19 protein-coding genes are annotated in these 21,995 nt (G+C 50.9%); 16 read left to right on the top strand and 3 right to left on the bottom strand.

What is annotated here, in order from left to right; all coding sequences use genetic code 11:
* Positions 1-40: 40 nt before the first annotated feature.
* A complete protein-coding gene (locus EFB08_RS20925) occupies positions 41-349 on the bottom strand; it encodes a winged helix-turn-helix domain-containing protein (RefSeq protein ID WP_123128923.1) in 309 nt (102 codons plus the stop codon).
* An 8-nt stretch (positions 350-357) separates the two neighbouring features.
* Positions 358-987 carry a hypothetical protein gene (locus EFB08_RS20920; protein WP_123128922.1) on the bottom strand — a complete coding sequence of 210 codons (630 nt, stop codon included), beginning with the start codon at positions 985-987 and terminating at the stop codon, positions 358-360.
* 508 nt (positions 988-1,495) lie between these two features.
* On the opposite strand from EFB08_RS20920, the gene EFB08_RS20910 reads away from it, so the two are divergent.
* From EFB08_RS20910 to EFB08_RS20855, 12 genes are all read left to right on the top strand, one after another.
* Positions 1,496-2,068, top strand: a complete 573-nt coding sequence (locus EFB08_RS20910) for a hypothetical protein (RefSeq protein ID WP_123128920.1) — start codon at positions 1,496-1,498, stop codon at positions 2,066-2,068.
* Positions 2,055-2,627 carry a DUF4178 domain-containing protein gene (locus EFB08_RS20905; RefSeq protein WP_165864984.1) on the top strand — a complete coding sequence of 191 codons (573 nt, stop codon included), beginning with the start codon at positions 2,055-2,057 and terminating at the stop codon, positions 2,625-2,627. Before EFB08_RS20910 ends, EFB08_RS20905 begins: the two co-directional genes overlap by 14 nt.
* Positions 2,609-3,376: a hypothetical protein gene (locus EFB08_RS20900; RefSeq protein ID WP_123128918.1), complete on the top strand. Its 768-nt coding sequence runs from the start codon at positions 2,609-2,611 to the stop codon at positions 3,374-3,376. Before EFB08_RS20905 ends, EFB08_RS20900 begins: the two co-directional genes overlap by 19 nt.
* A gap of 6 nt (positions 3,377-3,382) precedes the next feature.
* Positions 3,383-3,562 carry a hypothetical protein gene (locus tag EFB08_RS20895; protein WP_123128917.1) on the top strand — a complete coding sequence of 60 codons (180 nt, stop codon included), beginning with the start codon at positions 3,383-3,385 and terminating at the stop codon, positions 3,560-3,562.
* A 4-nt stretch (positions 3,563-3,566) separates the two neighbouring features.
* Positions 3,567-3,785, top strand: a complete 219-nt coding sequence (locus tag EFB08_RS20890; protein ID WP_123128916.1) for a DUF350 domain-containing protein — start codon at positions 3,567-3,569, stop codon at positions 3,783-3,785.
* 12 nt (positions 3,786-3,797) lie between these two features.
* On the top strand, positions 3,798-5,309 hold the full coding sequence (locus EFB08_RS20885; protein WP_123128915.1) for a polyamine aminopropyltransferase: 1,512 nt from the start codon (positions 3,798-3,800) through the stop codon (positions 5,307-5,309).
* The gene (locus EFB08_RS20880) at positions 5,310-6,932 is read left to right on the top strand and encodes an FAD-dependent oxidoreductase (RefSeq protein WP_123128914.1); all 1,623 of its coding nucleotides are present in this window, start codon (positions 5,310-5,312) and stop codon (positions 6,930-6,932) included.
* A 6-nt stretch (positions 6,933-6,938) separates the two neighbouring features.
* Positions 6,939-8,033: a hypothetical protein gene (locus tag EFB08_RS20875; RefSeq protein WP_123128913.1), complete on the top strand. Its 1,095-nt coding sequence runs from the start codon at positions 6,939-6,941 to the stop codon at positions 8,031-8,033.
* Positions 8,034-8,226: 193 nt separating this feature from the next.
* Positions 8,227-8,910, top strand: coding sequence for a response regulator (locus EFB08_RS20870; RefSeq protein ID WP_123128912.1), 684 nt, complete (start codon positions 8,227-8,229; stop codon positions 8,908-8,910).
* Positions 8,907-10,292, top strand: coding sequence for a HAMP domain-containing sensor histidine kinase (locus EFB08_RS20865; protein WP_123128911.1), 1,386 nt, complete (start codon positions 8,907-8,909; stop codon positions 10,290-10,292). Before EFB08_RS20870 ends, EFB08_RS20865 begins: the two co-directional genes overlap by 4 nt.
* Before the next feature lie 435 nt (positions 10,293-10,727).
* On the top strand, positions 10,728-12,290 hold the full coding sequence (locus tag EFB08_RS20860) for a SulP family inorganic anion transporter (RefSeq protein WP_123128910.1): 1,563 nt from the start codon (positions 10,728-10,730) through the stop codon (positions 12,288-12,290).
* Positions 12,291-12,300: 10 nt separating this feature from the next.
* Positions 12,301-12,957, top strand: a complete 657-nt coding sequence (locus EFB08_RS20855) for a carbonic anhydrase (RefSeq protein WP_227006429.1) — start codon at positions 12,301-12,303, stop codon at positions 12,955-12,957.
* A gap of 90 nt (positions 12,958-13,047) precedes the next feature.
* Here EFB08_RS20855 and EFB08_RS20850 read toward each other — a convergent pair whose 3' ends face one another.
* The gene (locus EFB08_RS20850) at positions 13,048-14,445 is read right to left on the bottom strand and encodes a hypothetical protein (protein WP_125077823.1); all 1,398 of its coding nucleotides are present in this window, start codon (positions 14,443-14,445) and stop codon (positions 13,048-13,050) included.
* A gap of 311 nt (positions 14,446-14,756) precedes the next feature.
* Between EFB08_RS20850 and EFB08_RS20845 the strand changes: the two genes are divergently transcribed.
* From EFB08_RS20845 to EFB08_RS20830, 4 genes are all read left to right on the top strand, one after another.
* A complete protein-coding gene (locus tag EFB08_RS20845) occupies positions 14,757-17,219 on the top strand; it encodes a type IA DNA topoisomerase (protein WP_123128908.1) in 2,463 nt (820 codons plus the stop codon).
* Positions 17,220-17,452: 233 nt separating this feature from the next.
* A complete protein-coding gene (locus tag EFB08_RS20840; RefSeq protein WP_227006428.1) occupies positions 17,453-18,460 on the top strand; it encodes a LysM peptidoglycan-binding domain-containing protein in 1,008 nt (335 codons plus the stop codon).
* A gap of 133 nt (positions 18,461-18,593) precedes the next feature.
* Positions 18,594-19,373: a TIGR02757 family protein gene (locus EFB08_RS20835; RefSeq protein WP_123128906.1), complete on the top strand. Its 780-nt coding sequence runs from the start codon at positions 18,594-18,596 to the stop codon at positions 19,371-19,373.
* Positions 19,374-19,546: 173 nt separating this feature from the next.
* Positions 19,547-21,955 carry an endonuclease MutS2 gene (locus EFB08_RS20830; RefSeq protein ID WP_123128905.1) on the top strand — a complete coding sequence of 803 codons (2,409 nt, stop codon included), beginning with the start codon at positions 19,547-19,549 and terminating at the stop codon, positions 21,953-21,955.
* Positions 21,956-21,995: the final 40 nt, after the last annotated feature.

Genomic DNA, 21,995 nt, shown 5'->3' with positions numbered 1-21,995 from the left:
AGTACTTTGTAGTTCAAAGTTCATGGATAAAAAAATTTGGTTAGGGGTTTGGTTTATGATTTACAATAAGGTTTTCCAGTGCATCGAGGTGCAGTTGGAAGGCGTGTTTTCCGTTTTGAGTGAGGGCATAGGTGGTATTGGGTTTTCGATCTAAAAATTGTTTGTCTACCCGCAGGTAAGTTGCTTCTTCCAGTGCCCGTAGGTGACTGGCCAGGTTTCCGTCGGTGAGGTGCAGGGTTTCCTTTAGTTTGGAGAACTCTACTTTCTCCTGGACCATCAGCACAGACATAATCCCCAGCCGCGCCTTGCTTTCAAAGGCTTTGTTGATATAATCCAGATAGTTCTTCACGTGTCCATTTATTCCTTCCGTTCATATTTGACATACATGATGGTGCCGTACAAGATGTGCAACAGCCCGAACCCAATGGTCCAGGAAAGCAGGCCGTACCCTATAAAGAAACAGGCCAGTAACCCCAACCCGATCTCGGAAAGCCCTAGGAACCGGAGGTCCCGCAGGGTGTATTTGCTGGCATTGAGCAAAGCCAATCCGTAGAAGATAAGCATGGCGGGGGCAATGAGGTAAATGAGTCCGTGGAAAAGCAGGGCGCCGCAGAAAATTCCTCCGGCCGCCAGCGGGATGGATAGGTTGATCACCAATCTTCTTGCCTGGTTGTCCCAGATGGTTTGGCGGTTTTGCCGGGCTTTGCGCCTGGTAAAGTAAATGCCGGAGCCAAGGGCCAACACCAACACCACGGCCGCAACCGTACCCAGAAACCTGATGGTATCCCAATTAGGGGCTGTTTTATAGAACGAGCGCGAAATCAGGTAATGGTCCCCCAGGTACCACTTCACCACCCCGGCACCCAGCAAGGCAAACACCCCAGCAGATACGCCCGACAAACCACTTAACGAAATAAAGCGGGAGGACCGGTCCATGATGTTCCTGATTTCCTTGAGGTTTTCCCGGTGTTGTAGATGTGTGCTCATTGTTTAAAGTACTTTGAGTTTCAAAGTTAGTGGTACTCAGGAGATCCGCAAGAAGTTTTAAAAATTTATTTCAGCATAGGAAAGAAGACCCTGTACACCATCAGCCTAACCTGAGGATGGAAAAGGGGAGCTGTTCCGAAAGGGTTGGCTTCCCAAGCCGTTTTAAGTTGGTTTTCCTGGAAAGAGGCTAGAAATGAAATGCTTAGAAATGAATAGAATAAGAATAGTTTTATTCCCAAAAGGTAATCCTTCAAGAGGTTCTCCATCCAGGGAGGAAGTAGGCAAAAAAAGGTAATTGGTTAGTAAGTAGCACATTGCTTCAGCAGGTTCTGCCACTATTTAGAATGTAACATTTTAGTCTTATTTTTAGGAAAACAAACTAAAAACAGGACAGTCGTCTGTCAACAATCAGCATTTGATTCTCTAGAAAGTTATGATGGCACCTGTGGGTACCCCTTTCCCTTGTCCTTCCTGTAATATCCCCCTTGTCTTCAGAACCGAGTTATCTTTGTCTCAGGTTTGTCCTGCCTGCCGGGCTATTGTGCGCAAAGCCGCAGTAGAGGGAGCCGCCCTCCAGAAAGCCCTTCCCATGAAAGAGGTGTTAAGCATCCTACAAGTGGGGAGTACGGGCGTGTTTAAAGAACAAGCCTTTGAGGTGATTGGCCGCATTCAGTATTTCTTTACCGAAGGTTACCGAAACCATTGGTTCCTCTTGTTTAAAGATGGGAAGACAAGGTGGCTGGGAGATTGGGCGGGTAACTACAGCCTTTTTCAGGAATCAAGCTACACTGGTTTAGCCCCGGTGTTTGGGTTGGCCATTGGCGAGAACCTCAGATTGATGGATATTCCCCTGGAATTAGAAACCATTGACAAGGTGATAAATATCTATTGGGAAGGTGAGGTGCCCGAGCAGGGCCTCCAGGAACAGGGTTTTACTTCCCTGGAATTGTTCCGGACCGATGGTCAGATGGGCATTGTGCATGCCATTAACTCCCAAACGCCTCATGCCTACCTAGGCTGGTATGTTGATTTAAATGATTTGTCTCTTCAAGGAACCCGGGTACACCATGAATGGCTTTGAGGTGAAAGAGAAAAGCATCCTTCCCGCGCAGCCGTTGGAGGTGATTTGCCCCCAGTGCAAAAATTCCATTGCCCTTTTTACATTTGCCCAAGCCAAAAGCGTGGTCTGCAAGCGGTGTTCGTATCTGTCTGAGGTGCAGGACGGTAAGTTGGTACCCATTCAGGAGGTAGATAAGGAAAAAAGAGACCCGTTGTTGCCTATCGGGAGCGAGGGAAGGATCCAAGGCGTGTTGTATATGGTCGTTGGGTTCTTGGTGTATAAAGAGCAGAATCTAAAATACCGCTGGCGGGAGTACGTGCTCTTTAATCCGGTGCACGGGTATTCTTTTCTTTCTGAGTATGACGGGCACTGGACCTTCTTCCGGTTTATTTCTGATTTCTCCATCGGGGCCAAAAGAACGCTTCCGGCTTTGTACTACATGGATCGGGAGTTCAAACTTTATAATAAATACCGGTCCCAGGTCCTGTCTGCGCGAGGAGAGTTCTTCTGGCACATCACCAAAGACAACAGCCAGCATCTGGAATATATAGCCCCCCCTACATGGTCACCCTTGCCGTGAACAAAACCGAGCAGAGTTGGATGCTGGGAGAACACATAGAGCCTGAGGAGGTGAAACAAGCTTTCGCGCTCCAGGGGCATATGCCCGACCGGATAGATGTAGGGGCGGTAGAAACCTTCTCGCAGAACTTCTCTTTTAAATATATTGCCACCATGGCGGGTTGGGCCGCGGGTATTCTGCTGTTGATTCAGGTATTGCTGTCTACTTTCCACCAGAACAAGGTGCTGCTAGACAAAACCTTTACCCTTACCGAAGAGGCAGGAAAAGGGACCTTAATGCCTTTACCCGGCCCAACCATAGACATAGGTTCTTCTTTCCTGGGCTCCACCAACCTGCAGGTATTCCTTCGGGCACCCGTCACCAACACCTGGTTTGCGACAGGAATTTCGCTGTTGAACGTGAAAACGGGCCGCGAATACTTTGTAGAGGTAGGGGTGGAGTTTTACAGCGGATATGAAGGCGGCGAACGCTGGACCGAGGGGAGCCCCGGCACTGATCAAATCCTTTCCTCCATTCCCAGCGGAACTTACCAGGTGTACCTGCAACCTTCCCGCGAGGCTCTAGCCTTAGGGGCCAGTCTGCCAGAAACCTTTGACCTGATGTTGGTGCAGGATGTGCCTATCTGGTCTAACTTCTGGATTGCTTTGTTGCTCCTGGCGGCGGTGCCGCTGGTGCAGGGCATCAGGCACTACAACTTTGAAAAGAGCCGCTGGATGAACAGCGATTATTCACCTTATGAACAGGAGTAAGTTCGCATGCAGAAATACATAAAACAGATATTCATCGGCTACCTGGTTGTCGTGGTGGGATACTTTGCCTACGCCGGACTCACCGGCACCCGGTTCCTGGGCGATGACAAAGAGGAATCAGAGGCAGGCTCTGGTTCACGCAGTTCCTCCGGCGGATACAGAAGACATACCTTTTACCACAAATAAACCTATGGAATCACTCATCAACTACAAACTGGTTACCGCGTCTCTGCTGTACTCCTTTATTGGAATCGCCGTTTTGTTTTTTACTTTCTGGCTGCTGGAGAAAGTAACCCCTGAAAACCTCTGGAAGGAGATTCTGGAAAAGCAGAACATGGCGTTGGCAACCGTATTTGCGGCCTTCATCATCGCCATTGCCATCATCATTGGGGCATCGGTTCACGGGTAAGAAGGAGGCTGCATGCGAATAAACGTACAGGTGTTGCTGCTCTTCTCAGTATTTGTGGTGGCAACATGCGGGTTGGTTTATGAGTTGGTAGCGGGTACGTTGGCCAGTTATCTCCTAGGAGATTCTGTCACGCAGTTCTCCACTATCATAGGGGTGTACCTCTTTTCCATGGGCATTGGGAGTTATCTCTCCCGATACTTCAACCGGAACCTCATTGCCTGGTTTATTCAGGTAGAAGTGCTTGTGGCGGTGGTAGGCGGGTTCAGTTCTACCATCCTGTCTCTGCTGTTTGATAGGGTGGCCTCCTTCCAGATCGTGCTTTATATGCTGGTTTCGCTCACCGGTATTTTGGTGGGGCTGGAAATCCCGCTTATCATGCGCATTCTGGAGGACCGTTTTGAGTTCAAGGAACTGGTCTCCAAAGTGTTCACCTTTGACTACATTGGGGCACTGCTGGCCTCGGTGATTTTCCCCCTGCTTCTGGTGCCGCACTTGGGCTTACTGCGTACCTCCTTTTTCTTTGGCTTGCTGAATGCCGGAGTGGCCCTATGGTTGTGCTTCTACTTCAGCAAAGAAGTTAAATGGATTCATTTTCTACGGATTTCCTGTGCCGCGGCTATTATATCGCTGGTAGCGGGGTTTGTCTTGAGTGACCGCATTCTGGCCTTTACCGAAAGCCTTTCCTACGCCGATAAAATCATCTATTCGGTGCAGTCACCTTATCAGAAAATCGTCCTGACCAAAAACGACCGGGAGTTTCGGCTCTTTCTGAACGGCAACCTCCAGTTCAGCAGCGCTGATGAATACCGGTACCACGAGGCGCTGGTCCATCCGGGCCTTAACTCGGTGCCGAACCCTAAAAAAGTGCTGGTGCTGGGCGGGGGTGACGGGTTGGCCGTGCGGGAAATTCTCCGATATCCAAACATCCAGAAGGTAGTGCTGGTTGATCTGGACAAGGCTGTGACGAAGCTTTTTGCCAGCCATGAAGTCCTCAAAAAGCTGAACCAGCAGGCTTTGCTTTCCAGAAAGGTGCAAATCATCAACACCGATGCCTTCCAATGGCTGAAAACCAGCAAAGAGCAGTTTGACTTCGTGGTGATTGATTTTCCAGACCCAGCTAACTACGCCATCGGGAAGCTGTACTCCAACACCTTCTATAAAGTCCTTCGGCAGGCTATTGCGCCCGGGGGCGCAGCGGTTATTCAGGCTACCTCTCCCTTTGTGGCGCCCAACGCGTATTGGTGCGTGGTAAACACCCTGACCAGTTGTGGATTTGCCACGCTCCCGTACCACGCCCACGTGCCTTCCTTCGGGGACTGGGGCTTTGTGCTCGCCTCCCCCGATAAGCAAGTGCAGGTCAACGGCCAATTCCTTCCCCAGTTACGGTATCTGGACAAAGCCACGTTTGAGCAAATGCGCATCTTTCCCAAGGATATGCCGGCCCGCCAAACCGAGGTCAACAAGTTAAACAACCAGGCCCTCGTTCGCTATTTCGAAGACGAATGGGCACACTATATCAATTAAATGGAGCGTGAGGAGAGAAGACGGTTCCTGAAGCAGAGTGCCCTCGCTTTGGGCGGTTTGGCCTTGGCGGGAACAGGCTTGCCGGGTTGTGGTCCAGATGAAAAGAAGCCGGCAGCAGGCCGGTTGTTTGGCCCATCCTTTAAAGCAGGTCATTTACTGAGAACCGGTATAAAGACGGTGCCCACCAAAACGGAGGAGGTAGACATAGTGGTCATAGGGGGTGGAGTTTCAGGGTTGTCGGCAGCTCGATGGTTGCAAAAGAACTCCCCTGCCAGAGTTTGCCTTCTGGAACTGGAAGACCGAACCGGCGGCAATAGCCAGTCGGGGAAGAACGCGCATTCGGCTTTTCCATGGGGAGCGCATTACCTTCCTCTGCCCAATAATACCAACACCCACCTGCTGGATTTTCTAGAGGAGGCGAAGGTGATTACCGGCTACGATGCCGCGGGACTTCCCCTGTACAATGAATATCACCTTTGTTTCGATCCGGAAGAACGCCTTTTCATCAACGGTTACTGGCAGGAAGGATTGGTCCCTAACTGGAGCGTTCCTCTACAAGACCTTCAGCAGATTGACCGGTTCCTGTTGCTGATGGAGGAAATGAAGCAGGCTAAGGGAGAAGATGGGCGCTTTGCCTTTGACATCCCGCTGGAGAATTCCTCGGTAGAGGCCCGGTTTCGGGACCTTGACCAGATTACCATGCAAGAGTGGCTGCAAAAGCAACAATTGACTTCTCCTTATCTGCGCTGGTACGTGGAATATTGCTGCCTGGATGATTTTGGCGGAACCCTGGAACAGACTTCCGCCTGGGCAGCCATCCATTATTTTGCCGCCCGCCGGTCCCAAGCTGCCAATTCAGATTCCCATCGGGTACTCACCTGGCCCCAAGGAAACCATTGGCTGGCCGAGCGCCTGCGCGAACAAGCAGGCCCCGATCTAAGGACAGGTTCTTTGGTGTATAACCTTAAATTGGCAGATGATAAAGTCATTATTGATTACCTTGAATTAGCCACCAATTCGGCTACCCGGCTAATGGCGCGGAAATGCGTAGTCGCAACTCCTCAGTTTGTAGCGGAAAGGCTTCTGGCCAAAATACCCGCACCCAAACAGGTAAACAGTAGAAATTTCACCTATGCCCCTTGGGCGGTGGCAAACCTTACGTTAAAGCAAATTCCGGCAGGTAAAGGATCCCCTGTAAGCTGGGACAATGTTATCTATGGCAGCCGATCTCTGGGGTATGTGAATGCCCAGCAGCAGAGTTTGACAGGCTTCCTAGAAAAACAGGTGATTACCTTTTATTATCCCATTCCAGATACTACGCCAGCCTCCCGGCAATGGGTATTCACCAGAAAACAGGAAGAATGGGCCGAAATAGTGTTGCAGGAACTGGAGAAAGCGCACCCTTCTATCCGGAAGGAAGTGGAGCAGTTGGATGTCTGGGTTTGGGGCCACGGCATGATCAAACCCACTCCGGGGTTTATCTGGGGACCCGATCGCCAAAATGCCGCCCGATCCATTGAGGATAAAATTTACTTCGCCCATTCAGACCTAAGCGGGATTTCCATTTTTGAGGAGGCGTTCTACCAGGGCATCAAAGCGGCCCAACAGATTCTAACTACTTAAGTGAAAATGCGCCAAAAACAGCCATGGCTCCACTCAGCTTGGGTAGACATTCTGTTTATCCTGTCGCCGCCTTTTTTGTGTCTGCTGGCCATCCTGCTTTTCCCAGATTTCTTTCTGCAACACGTGAAAAGCCTGCCAGTACCCGCCTGGGTCCTGTTGATTCTCCTGATTGACGTGGGCCACGTGTACAGCACCCTTTTTAGAACCTATTTTGAAAAAGAAGCCCTAAAACAAAAAGGCAGACTGCTGCTTTGGACTCCGGTTGGGGCATGGCTAGCCGGAATATTCCTGTATTCCCTGGGCGATGGAATTTTCTGGCGCGTGTTGGCCTACCTGGCGGTATATCATTTCGTGCGGCAGCAATACGGCTTCATGCGATTGTATTCCCGCAAGGAGCAGCGACCTACTTGGGAGCATCAACTGGATACATTCTGCGTGTATGCCGCCACTTTGCTGCCGCTACTGTACTGGCACCTGGAAGGAAACCGTAATTTCAACTGGTTTATAGAAGATGATTTCCTAACCCTAAATTTACCTCAGGTAACCCCCTGGATTGCTTTTCTGAACGTCAGCCTTTTTGCAGGCTACCTGCTGAAGGAAGCCTGGGTTTTCTGGCAAACCAAACGTTGGAACCTGCCCAGGAACCTGGTCATTACCGGAACCTTCCTGGTCTGGTACATTGGCATCGTTCATTATAACGGCGACCTGATCTTTACTACTTTCAACGTGGTTTCCCATGGTATTCCTTATCTGGCTTTGGTCTGGATTTCCAGAAAGAAGCCTCAAAACACGCCCGGAAACCACGCGCCACTTACCTGGCGGCAAAGACTCTCCCTGGGCCTGGCAGGAGTGGTTTTCTTTGTTGGTCTGTTAATAGTGCTGGCCTATGTGGAGGAAGGACTTTGGGATGCCTTGGTTTGGCGGGAGCATCCGCAGGTATTCGCCTCCTTTCAGGGATTATCGGCGGTAAACGATCAACTGCTGCTTTCCTTGGTGGTTCCTTTGCTGGCGCTTCCGCAGATGACGCATTATATTCTGGACGGCTTCATCTGGAAAACCTCTTCCCCAAGGAAAGCCCATTTGATCACGCATTCCGTCTGAATTGACTCCGTTTTTAACCCGGTTTTGTCAAAATACCCTTAAAGCAGAAAACCCACCAACGGGAAATAAGGCATTTACAACAAACTCTGAACCTGAGATAATTCCGATCTTCTGTTAGGTGGAAGATCTGACTTCCCTTCCATATGCCTTGATTGTTTACCTTTGTCAAGCCCAACCATCCGTTACCTGACCTATGAAAATCCTGCTCATTGAAGACGAACCCAAAGTAAGTGCTTTCATCAAGAAAGGATTAGAGGAGCAGATGTATGAGGTGGAGCAGGCGTATGACGGTTTCTATGGTGCCAAGCTCGCTACCGAAAACGAGTACGCGCTGGTGATTCTGGACGTCATCCTACCTAGAATGAATGGGGTGGAGGTATGCAAGCTCATTCGGCAGCAAAGTTTGACGGTGCCCATTCTCATGCTGACGGCCCTGGGCAGCACTGATGACAAAATCCTGGGCCTGGACTCCGGCGCCGATGATTACCTGGTGAAGCCCTTCGAGTTTCAGGAACTGCTGGCGCGTATCAGGGCTTTGACCCGGAGAGCCCAGGAAAGCGTGGGCACCGAGGTGCTGAAAATTGCCGACCTTGAAATGGATGTGCAGAAGAAAACCGTCTTCCGTAAGGGCACACCCATCTCGTTAACGGCCCGGGAGTTCGCCTTGCTTCAGTACCTGCTGCGCAACAAAGAACGGGTGGTCTCGCGGGTAGACATCATTGAGCAGGTCTGGGAAACTTCCTTTGATACCGGCAGTAACGTGATTGACGTGTACATCAACTTCCTGCGCAAAAAGATAGACAAAGACTTTACCCCCAAACTGATTCATACGCTGGTAGGCATGGGGTACGTGATGAAGGAGATGGAAGAGAAATGAAAATAAAAACCAAACTCACGCTTCAGTTCACCGCCATTTTCACCGGCATCTTGCTGTTGTTCTCGGTGTCTGTGTACTACTTCAGCGCGCTGTACCGCAAAAACGATTTCTACGGCCGTATTCTCAACCGCGCCTACGCCACTGCCCACTACGTCTTAGACGCTGACACCGTCAGTCAGCAACAGCACGCCCTGGACCAGCGGCTTTATTTCCAGATGCTTCCCCGCGAGGTAGTGAAAGTGTATAATCAGGACCACCAGCTAATTTTCAGCGAGGGGGAAGATACCATGAACGTGCCGCTCCACGTTTTGCAGCAGTTGAACCAGCAAGGGGAAGTACGCCTGGATCAGGGTGACCGACAGGTAGTGGGTATTCGGTATCTGCACCGAGGGCAGTACAATTACGTTTTGGCCTCGTCCATAGACTTATACAACCTGAACAAGCTGCAGCACCTGCGCACGCTGCTATTGACAGGATTTGTGATGGCCCTGGCTACGGTGGTGCTGTGCGGAATGGCCTTCTCACGGGCCGCACTTCGGCCTTTTCTGAAGGTGGTGTCAGAGGTAGAGAAAATCAAGGCATCAGATCTGCACCACCGCTTAAGCCAAGCCGAAGGCGAGGATGAAGTTGCCCAACTTGCCAAGACCTTCAACAACCTTTTAGACCGCCTGGAACGGGCCTTTGAGGTCCAGCGAACGTTTGTGTCAAACGCCTCGCATGAGCTGCGTACCCCGCTCACCGCCATGATAGGTGAGTTGCAGGTGGCCCTCATGAACAAACGCCAGCCCGAGGAATACGAGCGGGTGCTCAAATCTATTTTAGAAGACGCGCACTTATTGGCCCAGCTCTCCAACGGACTGCTACAGATGGTGCAGGCTAGTACAGATTCCTCCAAAGTGCAGATGGCAGACCTCCGGATGGATGAACTGGTGTGGCAGGCCTGTGCCGAGGCCCGCAAACGGCAGCCGCATATGAAAGTGGAAGTGGCCTTCGCGAACATGCCCGAAGATGAAAACGAATTGATGATCAAAGGAAACGAGGCCCTTTTGCTCATTGCCACGGTTAACGTACTGGAAAACGCCGCCAAGTTCTCGGGCAGCAATCCTTCCATCACCGCTTCCATTGAAGTGCAGCCCAGAGCCTTAAACTTACGGGTAAGTGACCAGGGCATCGGCATGGCCGAAGAAGACGTGCGCAAGGTGTTCGTTCCGTTTTTCAGGGCCGAGAGCGTGCGCGATATCTCTGGCCACGGCATTGGGTTGCCCCTTGCCGAGAAGATCATCAAACTACACCGGGGTTCCATTGCGGTTCACTCGCAACTAAACCAAGGCACCGAGGTCACCATTACGCTTCCCAAACTCTACGAAGTGTATAAGATCTGATCTTCTGATCCTTTTTACTTTCTTGAACAGGCATCGCCACGCTACCTTTGTTTTAAAGCCGATTTTAGAAAAACGGTTTAAAAGCTTGCGAATACGTTGAAAGATAAATGGGTGTGGGAATTAGTTGAAGGGTTTATATAAGGTGTTCCTTCCAAAACGGAACGCCCCATTTCCAATCCATTATCCGTTTTTGTTTCATCATTACCCAAAAGTGATCTGCCTTTGATTCTTTGTTTTGCACTCGATTTTGAGAAAACACCTTTAAGGCGTCCTCGATTCTAAAGCAGTTTCTTTAAAAACGAATTTTGATTTTAATCGAATTTTAATCTGGTTTTAATTCCACCTTAATACCCTCTTGTGACTTTTGTAGAATAGAAATCAATAACAAAGTAAAACCGTTGCCAGATTGGCAATGAACTGCAAAAGTAACAGCGTATGAAAGAAAGGGGTTTGTTTAGTACTGTGGGCAAGGATTTGTCTGCAGGGTTGGTGGTTTTTCTGGTGGCATTGCCGCTTTGCCTCGGGATTTCCCTTGCCTCCGGCGCACCTCTATTCGCAGGTTTGATCGCCGGGGTAATTGGTGGTTTGGTGGTGTCGTGGGCGAGTGGTTCGCAGTTGAGCGTGAGCGGCCCGGCCGCCGGTTTAACGGTGATTGTCATCAACGGGATTCAGACCTTGGGCAGTTTTGAAGTCTTTTTGCTGGCCGTGGTGCTCTGCGGGGTTTTCCAGATCATCCTGGGTTTCCTGAAAGCCGGTATTATTGGCTTGTACTTCCCCTCGTCGGTAATCAAAGGGATGTTGGCCGCCATCGGTCTTATCTTGATTCTGAAGCAGATCCCGCACTTCCTGGGGGCCGATGAGGATTTCCTGGGTGACCTGAACTTCCTTCAGTCAGATGGACGAAATACTTTTACGGAGATTGGATACGCGTTCAGTAATAAATTACAGGTTGGTTCTTTGATTGTGGGGGTTGTCTCACTGGCTATCCTGATTCTGTGGGAGCGTTCGTTTATCCAGCGTAATTCCATTCTGAAGCTGGTTCCTGGAGCCCTTATCGCGGTAATCGTGGCCATTGGCTTGAACCTGTTGTTCCAGAGTTCTTCCCCGGCCTTGGCCATCGCCGATTCGCACCTGGTGAACTTACCCGAAATCTCCGGCCCAGCCTCTCTGCTGAACGAGTTGCGTTTCCCAGATTGGGCAGCCATCACCAATTCGCAGGTTTGGGTTATTGGTATCACCCTTGCCATTGTGGCTAGCTTGGAGAGTTTGCTAAGCGTGGAAGCCGTAGATAAACTAGACCCGCACAAGCGCCGTACGCCTACAAACCGTGAGTTAAAAGCCCAGGGTATTGGTAACGTAATGAGTGGTTTAATTGGTGGTATTCCGCTTACCGCGGTGATAGTCCGCAGCTCGGCCAACGTGAACGCCGGTGGTGAATCTAAACTATCCAGCTTCTTCCACGGGGTGTTCCTGTTGCTCAGTATCCTGTTCCTGACCAACGTGTTAGGGCTGGTTCCTCTTGCTGCTCTGGCCGCCGTTCTTTTGATGGTAGGGTTCAAGCTCACCAAGCCGGTGCTTTACAAAACGCAGTGGAGATTGGGTATGGACCAGTTCCTGCCGTTCATCATCACCATTGTGGCTATCCTGTTCACCGACCTTCTGAAAGGTATTTCTATTGGTTTGGTGGTTGGAGTATTCTACATCCTGAAAGCCAACTATAAATCGCCTTACTTCTTCAAGCGCGAAAACCACGAAGGACAGGAGAAAATCCATATCAAACTGAGCGAGAACGTTTCTTTCCTGAACAAAGCCAGTGTAGCCCTTACCTTAGACCATCTGCCTGAGAATAGCGAGGTAATCATTGATGGTTCTCAGTCAACGTACATTGACTATGATGTGCTGGAAGCCATCCAGAATTTCAGAACCGTGGCGCACGAAAAAGATATTCGGTTAACCCTTCGGGACATACCATCTGTTAAAACAATTGGAATGCACTAATTTAATTTATATGAATGCTATAAATAATGATCCCTTGCACCCAGACATGGAGCGGATTTTAACCGGAAACCGCGAATGGGTAGAGAAAAAGAACCAGGAAGATCCAGAGTTCTTTGCACGTTCAGCCAAAGGCCAGGCCCCCAAATACCTGTTCATTGGATGTTCTGATAGCCGGGTGCCGGCCAGCCAGATTTCTGGTACCGGTCCGGGAGAAATGTTCGTGCACCGCAACATCGCCAACATGGTGGTGCATACAGACATCAACCTTTTGTCTGTGCTGCAATACGCGGTGGAGGTATTGAAAGTGAAACACGTGATGGTAGTAGGCCATTACGGTTGTGGTGGTGTGGCTGCTGCTATGAGCGACAAGCAGTTTGGCTTGATTGACAACTGGCTCACCAACATTAAAGACGTGATTCGCATCCATGAAGACGAGTTCACGTCCATCACAGATGATGAGCAGCGTTTCCGCCGGTTAGTGGAGTTGAACGTGATTGAGCAGGTGATCAACCTCTCAAAAACTTCCATTATCCAGAACGCTTTGAAAACCGATGAGCCGCCGCAACTGCATGGCCTGGTGTACGACATCCGGGAAGGTATCCTGAAAAACCTGGATGTGAAAGAGTACATGGTCAAAGGTTTTGAGCACATCTACGGCATGCAATAAGCTTGATTTTAGATTGATTGGTTTAGTTGTTAAATGAAGAAAGCCCCTCCAAAACGGAGGAGCTTTCTGTTTTATTCCTTTGAAGGAAGATTACCAACCGGCGTTGTTAGAGCCAGCGCCGTAGTTGTAAGGAGGGCCACCGGCAGAGTTTCTGCGGTTGTTGTCATTGTTGTCATCATCGCCGGCAATGCTGTTCCAGGCGTCTTTGATGCCATGACCTATTCTTTCGAAGAAGCCTTCTCCCTGGTTATCATCATTGTCGTTGTCATGGCTGCGGTTGTGGCTATAACGGTCCTGGTCATAGTCTCTGCCGCGGTTCATGTTAGACGGATGGCTGTAGTCATCTGAGAAACGGTTTTCGTTTGCGTTTCCGTGGCTGAAGCGTGCATGATCCTGGTCATCGTTGTCATTGCTGCTCATCCAGCCGCTTCCGCCGCGGTAGTTGCTTTGGTTGTTGGTACCGTACATGTTAGACGATCCGCCGGAAGAGTGACGGTCATTGTCCCGGGAGTTGGAGCCACGGTTCATTCCGGAGGAAGAGCCCATATTGCCACCCATTCCAGAGTTGCCGCTCATTCCATATCCAGAACCGCCTCTGGAAGACTGCCCGTAAGAAGACTCGGTATTTCCCCCATACGAAGACCCGCTATGGCCAAAAGACCCGCCGTAGTTGCTTGATCCGGATGATTGACCGCCGCGTTGGCTCCCGTAGTTGGAAGAACCCGAAGAACCATAGCCAGAACCTGATCCGCGGAAATCATTGGAGCTACCGTAGTTGCTGTACGCATTGCCTCTGTCCAGAGCGCCGCCAGAAGTGTTTCCGGAAGATGATCCAGCGTAGCCTGAACGGGCGCCGCCGTAAGTGCCTATGTTAGAAGAGGAGCCTCCGGTATTAGAAGAGCCGCTTTGACCGTAATTAGAGCCGCCCCGTGAACCCTGGCCCGATGAGCCGTAGTTAGAGGAACCATAATTAGAAGAACCGTAATTAGAGGAACCCTGGTTAGAGCCGGAGCCATAAGCTCCGTAGCCGCCTTGGTTCATGCTGTTCTGACTACCCATGGAAGAGCCGTAGCCTCCCTGGTTAGAAGAACCGCCTCTGTTCTGCATATTGCCGCTGCCGCCTTGCATGGAGTGTCCGCTCCAGCCGCTGCTGTTTCCGTATTGGCCGCCCATGCTTCCTCTGTTCTGGTCACTTTGGTTGCCGGAGCGGTATTGGTTTCCGCCGTAGTTTGAACCTTGGCTGCTGTAGTGGTTTTCCTGTCTGTCACCGAGATTTCCACTATAAACAGATCCTCCCTGGCTGGTAAAATTGCTTTCGCCACGGTCACCGGTGTTGCCGCGGTTCATGCTGCCACCGTAAGATTGATAGTCTTTATTACCTTGTCCTTCCATGCGGTTGCCTAAGCTACCCCATTCACTACGACTCGTGTTTTCATGTCCAGAGCGGTACGAGTTAAATGCATCGTACCCCATTCCGTGATTTCTCATAGTTGTTTATAGTTTAAGGTGAAAGATGTATTCTTTTGATACCCATAGGGAATCGGTTAATATATACGAGAGCCTAAAGGCTTAGTTAAGTATAAATACCAAAATGTAGAAGCAGTTACTGACGTCTGTAAGCTGTTTAAAGTAGGGTAATGGTTTGATATAGAAATGATAAAGAAAATCGATGGAGGAGTGTGAAAGTTGCAAAACATAGGTAAAGTACTATATGGGTGTAATCCACTCTGAATTGGCAAACGCCCTCAATTTTGCGTACCTTTGGGGTTCGATTTTGACCTGATTTTAGAAAAATAGCCTTGAAACTCTGCATCGCCGAAAAGCCTAGTGTAGCCCGTGAGATTGCCCAAGTGCTTGGTGCCAAGACCAAGATGAACGGGTATTTTGAAGGCAATGGGTACCAGGTCACCTGGACCTTCGGGCACTTCTGCCAACTCTGCGAACCAGACGATTACAACCCCAACTGGAAGCGCTGGTATCTGCCAGACCTGCCTCTGGTACCAGACCGTTTTGACATTAAACTCATCAGCAACAAAGGGGTAGAGCAGCAGTTCAAGATCATTCAGGGTTTGCTTGAGAAGGCCGAAGAAGTCATCAACTGCGGCGATGCCGGCCAGGAAGGGGAGGTGATTCAGCGGTGGGTGCTGCACCAGGCCAAGTACCGGAAACCCTTCAAACGCCTCTGGATTTCATCGCTCACCGAGGAGGCTATTCGGCAAGGTTTTGCCCAACTCCGCGACGGCAAAGAGTTTGACCAGTTGTACCAGGCCGGCAAAAGCCGCGCTATTGGGGACTGGCTTCTGGGCATTAACGCCACCCGACTGTTCACTGTAAAATACGCACAGGGCCGGCAGTTGCTTTCCCTGGGCCGGGTGCAGACGCCCACACTGGCCATGATTGTGCACCGTCACCTGGAGATCCAGAACTTCAAGTCTGAGCCGTTCTGGGAACTGAAAACCGTGTACCGTGAGGTGACCTTCAGCAGCACCTCGGGCCGTTTCAAAGACGAGGCGAAGGCGCTGGAAATTCTGGAGCAGATCAGGCCTTCTGAGTTTGAGATCAAGGATGTGGAAACCAAACGGGGCACCGAAAGTTCACCCCGGCTGTTTGACTTGACCTCACTACAGGTAGAATGCAACAACAAGTTCGGGATGTCCGCCGATGAAACCCTCAAAACGGTACAGAGTCTCTACGAGAAGAAAGTAGTCAGTTATCCCCGCGTTGACACCACCTTCCTGCCCGATGATATTTACCCCAAAATTCCCAGTATCCTGAGCGGGCTCACCGGCTACCAGCACCTCACCCAGGAATTGGTGGGTAAGAAAATCAGGAAATCTGGAAAGGTGTTCAATAATAATAAGGTGACCGATCACCATGCCATCATTCCTACCGGGTCTGAAGCCCGAGGTTTGTTCGGTACCGAGGCTAAGGTGTTTGATGTGATAGCCAAACGGTTCATTGCCGCCTTTTACTCAGATTGTATTGTGAGCAATACCGTGGTAAACGGCGAGGCGGCCCAACACGCGTTCCGGGCGAAAGGAAAGCAAATCTTGGAGCCCGGCTGGCGCGTGGTGTACGGCCCGGAAGAAAACACCTCCGCTCCTAAACCAGCTGGCAAACCATCCGCTGAAGGAGAGGAGAAAGAGGAGGAACTGGCGGTGTTGCCGCACTTTGATGCCGGTGAGCGGGGACTTCATGAGCCTTTGCTGGAACGGAAATCCACGAGCCCGCCCAAGGACTTCACCGAGGCTACTTTGCTGCGTTCCATGGAAACGGCCGGAAAACAGGTGGAGGACGATGAATTGAAAGAAGCCCTAAAAGAAAACGGCATCGGGAGGCCTTCTACCCGTGCGGCCATCATTGAAACGTTGTTTAAACGCAACTACATCCGGAAGGAGAAAAAGAAAATACTACCCACCCAAATGGGCATCGACCTGATCCAGGTCATTAGAAACCCCACTCTCAAATCTGCGGAGATGACGGGTCAGTGGGAGAAAAAGCTTCGGCAGATTGAAGGCGGTGAGTTTTCCGCCGATGATTTCCTGCGCGAATTGAAAGGCTTGGTGTGGGAAATGGTGCAGGAGGTAAAGCAGGATACGCATAAGGTAACCCTTCAGCCTACCGAGGCAGCGGCTAAACCCCAGGAAAAGGAACCCGCCAAAAAGGGTGAGAAATCCAAAAAAGAGCCTAAAAACGCAGCTGCTCCCACCAACGGTTTAGGAAGTTGCCCGGCCTGTAAAACTGGACATATCCTAAAGGGAAGTCAGGCTTACGGCTGCGCCCGATTCAGAGAGGGTTGTACTTTCCGGCTGCCTATGACGTTCCATGGAAAGCCATTGGGAGAAAAGCAGGTGCAGGCACTTTTGAAAAAAGGAAAAAGCCCGGTGGTAAAAGGCTTTGTGGACGAAGCATCAGGGGACAAGTTTGACGCTGCCTTTGTGTTGTCTTCTTCCCATGAACTGCAACTGGAAAGGGCAGAGACCAAGGAACAGAAGCCGGTGGTGATGATCTGCCCCAAATGCAGCCAGGGCCAGATGCTCAAGGGAAAGACCGCCTACGGCTGCAGCCGGTTCAGGGAAGGGTGCCAGTTTATGGTGCCTTTTGAGTTGCACGGCAAAACACTTTCTGAGAGCCAGATCCAGGCTTTGGTGCTGAAAGGAAAGACCGGCAAGATAAAAGGGTTCACCTCGCCCAAAACTGGCAACAAATTTGAAGCGGCCCTTACCTTGAACGAAGAATTTAAAGTGGTGTACCTGTTCTAAAACCCTTATTGGCTTGCGCTAAACGGAAAAGGGAGGAAGAAGGTTATTGAAATTTTTGGTAACTTACACCCTCACTTGTGCTTTAGCCCTGATTTATAGGGCTTTTAGAAATGTTGGTGACCTGGAAAGAAGGCGTTTTGTCTTGTGATTTGATTTCTTCAAAGGTGAATATCCTGAAAGGAATAAATCCCCTCTTTCCCTGTGTTTGTTAAAGAATAAATGAAGTAGAGTCCATGTTAAAGAAGTTTGTGTTTGTATTGGGATGTCTCATGGTTTCTTATGGCGCCGCCTCCGCCGAGACATTATTCCCCAGAGATTCAACCGGGGTGAAAACCCAAAACGGAAAAACCTACATCACCCACAAAGTAACCCCCGGTGAAACCCTGTATGCATTAGCCCGCAAGTACGGAGTAGCCGTTGACCAGATTGTAGCGTCTAACAAGAACGTGAACAAGGCCTTGATTGTGGGCCAAACCGTGCTCATTCCCATGAAGGGAGGCAGCACCAGTTCCGCTTCTACGGTTACCGCATCGGCAGAGACCCCGGTGGCTAGCCCCGCGGCAAACCGTACGTTTGAGGTAGACGCCAAAGGAAACAAGATCCACACGGTGCAGGCCCGCCAAACCATGTTCTCCATCGCTAACCAGCACGGCGTAAGCATTGACGACCTGAAGAAGTGGAACAAGCTGACGGCTTCTACCGTGAAGGTAGGGCAGAAAATGATTGTAGGCGTAGGGGAGAAGGCGCCGTCCCAAGCCGCAGCCAATGCCAAGGTGTATGTGCCGGAGTCGGATGACGTTGTGACCACTCCCAAGCAGGCCACCAGCGCACCTGTAACACCGGTAGCCACTACTTCTAAAACCGTCACTCCTTCAACGGCCGTTGCGACCACCTCTAAAACGGCTGCCCCGGTTTCTGCCAAAGGAGACGTAGAGGAAGACAAACCTGCGCCAAAGACATCTGAATATGTTTCCCGTGTTAACGAGAGCGGCATGGCCGAGCAGATTGATACCCGCACCGATGCCAACAAGTTCCTGGCTTTGCACAAATCCGCTCCCGTGGGAACCATCATGGCCGTGAAAAACCCCATGAACGATCAAACCGTGTACGTGCGGGTGATTGGTAAACTGCCCGATACCGGCGACAACGACAAAGTGGTGGTAAAGCTTTCCAGAAAAGCCTGCCAGCAGATTGGTGCCGTTGACAAACGCTTCCGGGTAGAAGTGTCTTACATGCCCTAAGCTTTTTAAAGCCTATTTTGTGAAAAGAGGCAAAAAACGGAAGCCGCTCTGGTCCCGTTTTTTGCCTCTTTGTATTTCAACCGGTTAAATCCGTATAGAACCATAACCTAGATTCTCTGCTTGCCCCAAGCCTATGTCCTACACCTCTTCCCAGCTGGAAGCCCTACTGGAAGACCGCTACAAACGGTATAACACGCCAGACTTTATCCCGCATGATCCGGTTTCCATTCCGCACCTGTTCACACAGAAACAGGACATTGAGATCGCCGGATTTTTTGCCGCCATCCTGGCATGGGGGCAGCGCAAAACCATCATCAACAAGTGCCGCGAACTCCTGCAGCGCATGGACAACGCCCCTTACCAGTTCATCACCCAACACCAGGACGATGATTTGAAACAGCTTCTCGGCTTCAAACACCGCACCTTCAATGACACCGATCTGCTGTACCTGGTGCATTTCTTCCGATGGTTTTACGAGCGGCACGAGAGTTTAGAGGAAGCCTTTGTAGGGTATCCAGACGCACCGCTTACCTCCCAGAAAGCCCGGTTGGAATTTTTCTACAGCTTGGTTTTCTCCCTGCCTGAGGCTCCCCACCGCACCCGTAAGCACATTTCCACGCCAGCCAAGAAATCGGCGTGCAAGCGCATCAACATGTACCTGCGCTGGATGGTACGGCAAGATGATCAAGGCGTGGATTTCGGGATCTGGGGGCAAATGTCACCCGCTGATTTGGTTTGCCCTTGTGATGTACACGTGCAGCGCGTGGCCCGGCAACTAGGTTTGATCCAACGCACCCAATCTGATTGGGCTATGGCCGAGGAACTCACCCAGAACCTCCGGCAGTTTGATCCCGCTGATCCGGTGAAATATGACTACGCCTTGTTCGGGCTGGGAATAGAGGAGAAATTCTAACAATGTACTTAGCTTGTTTAATATGTTAAGTAATGTTAGGGTATAATTATAGTGATTACGCAGGGAACATCCCGCCCTTGGGCTATGTTCTATAATCCTGACCAATCCTGTTTTTAGCTTACTTTTGTGAAAACGGGCTGGAAGCTTAAGATAAAACTAGAAAAAACGAAGACTTGATATATCCATCAAATTTTGAGCAGAAAATAGGGTTCACCCAGATCAGAGAGATGCTGTCTGAAGCCTGTTTAAGTCCCTTGGGACGTAAATTCGTGGAGCGGGTGTCCTTTCTGGACCGCTTTGATTTGGTACAACGGCTGTTGCAGCAATCGCATGAGTTTGCCAACATCCTGCGTTCCGGCGAAGATTTCCCCTCCAGCTATTACTTTGACGTGACCGAGCACCTGAACCGGGCTGCCTTGGAAGGCGCATTCCTGGAAGTGCGAGGCGTTTTTGAGGTGAAAATGTCCTTGCGGGCCATCCGGCAGGCGCTGGGATTTTTCGTGGAGTCAGAAGAAGGAGAGTACCCTGCCTTAAAAGCCCTCACCATTGGGGTGGAGGTAGACCGGCAACTGGTGGCTGCGCTGGAGAAACTGGTAGATGACAACGGCAACGTGAAAGACGATGCCTCCCCGGAACTACAACGTGTAAAGCGCGATCTCATTGGCCAGCAGACGCAACTCCGTAAAACCATCAGCAGCATCCTGCGCCACGCCAAAAACGAAGGCTGGACGCCCGGTGATGCCGAGCCCACCATCCGTGGTGGCCGTCTAGTGATCCCGGTGATTGCCGAGTACAAACGCCGCATCAAAGGCCTCATCCACGATGAATCGGCTACGGGACAAACCGTGTTCCTGGAGCCCGAGAGCGTGTTTGAACTGAACAACGACATCAAGGACCTGGAGAACGCCTACCACCGCGAGCTGATCAGGTTGTTGACAGCTGTTACAAACCAAGTGCGGCATCATCTGCCGGGTTTGCGCAAGGCGTACCAGTTCCTGGCGTTGCTGGACTTTATCCGGGCTAAATCTGTGGTGGCCAATAAATTAGGTGCCATCATGCCGGAGCTGCACAAGCGGCCGGTGATGAAATGGAAGAACGCGCGTCACCCAATTCTGCACCTTACGCTGCAGGCGCAAGGGAAGAAAGCAGTGCCTTTGTCCTTGGATTTAGACCAGGAACAACGCATCTTATTGATCTCAGGACCCAACGCCGGGGGTAAATCGGTGGCCATGAAGACAGCGGGTTTGCTGCAGTACATGTTGCAATGTGGTCTGTTGATTCCGGTGGATGAAGGTTCTGAGGCTGGTCTGTTCGGGGATGTTTTTCTGGACATGGGCGACGAACAATCCATTGAGAATGACCTGAGTACGTACAGTTCGCACCTGCAAAACATGAAGCAGTTTGTGTTGCTCGCCGATAAAAAGTCACTGGTGCTCATTGACGAGTTTGGTACGGGAACGGAGCCTGCGTTGGGCGGAGCTATTGCCGAGGCGGTTTTGGGGCAGTTGCATCAGCAGAAAGTCTTCGGGGTGATCACCACGCACTACACCAACCTGAAGAACTTCGCTGAGAAGAACGAAGGCATTATAAACGGTGCCATGCGCTATAACCCCGCCGAGTTGCAGCCGCTGTACCAGTTGGAAATCGGGAAACCGGGTTCGTCCTTCGCTTTGGAAATCGCCCGTAAAATCGGCTTGCCGAAGAACATCATTGAGAAAGCCGGAACGCTGGTAGGGAAGGAGAAAATCCGCTACGACAAACTGCTGGAGCAATTGGAGCAGGAGAAAACCGATCTGGAGCGCAAAAACGCCGCAGTGGCTAAACACGAGCGGAAACTGCAGAAACAGGTGGAGGAATATACCGCTCTCAAACAGCACCTGGAGGAAAGCAAGCAGGATATCATCCGGACCGCCAAAGGCCAGGCCAAGTTGCTCTTGAAAGATGCGAACCAACAGATTGAGAGTACCATTGAGCAGATCAAACGCAGCCAAGCCGACAAAGAACAGACCAAAGCGGCCCGTCAGCAACTGGATGCGTTCAAAGAGAAGCTAACGCCTGAGCCGAAGCCGGTTTTCAAGCGCAACGGATCGGTGCCTACGGGACCATTGCAGCCGGGCGAGCGCGTAGCCTTGATCGGGCAGGATTCAGTAGGTGAGTTGTTGGCCATCAAAGGGAAGACCGCGGAAGTTAGCTTCGGCGGGCTGAAGACCATTGTGAAGCTGGAGAAACTGGAACGCCCTGATCCGAATGTAGTGCGTGAAAAGGCGAAAAAGGAGAAGGAACTGGCGGCGGCAGTAGCGCCATCTAAAGGCCTGGACGTTACCCAACGCATGGCCGACTTCCAGTACAACCTGGATGTGCGCGGCCAACGCGCCGAGGAAGCCCTGACCACCGTCATGAACTTCATGGACGATGCCATCATGCTGGGCATGCCCGAGGTGAAGATCATCCACGGCCGCGGCAACGGTATCCTGAAGCAGATCATCCGGGATTACGTGCGCACCCTTCGGGAAGTAGCCAGCGTCGCCGATGAACACGTGGAGCGCGGCGGTGACGGGGTTTCTATCATCGTGCTAAAGTAATAAGCGCTTTAGGTCTCTTTTTCAGAAAAGGGCTCTAAAG

The organism is Rufibacter latericius (assembly GCF_003721515.1).
GTDB lineage: Bacteria > Bacteroidota > Bacteroidia > Cytophagales > Hymenobacteraceae > Nibribacter > Nibribacter latericius.
This window is presented reverse-complemented; position numbering and strand designations above follow the sequence as displayed.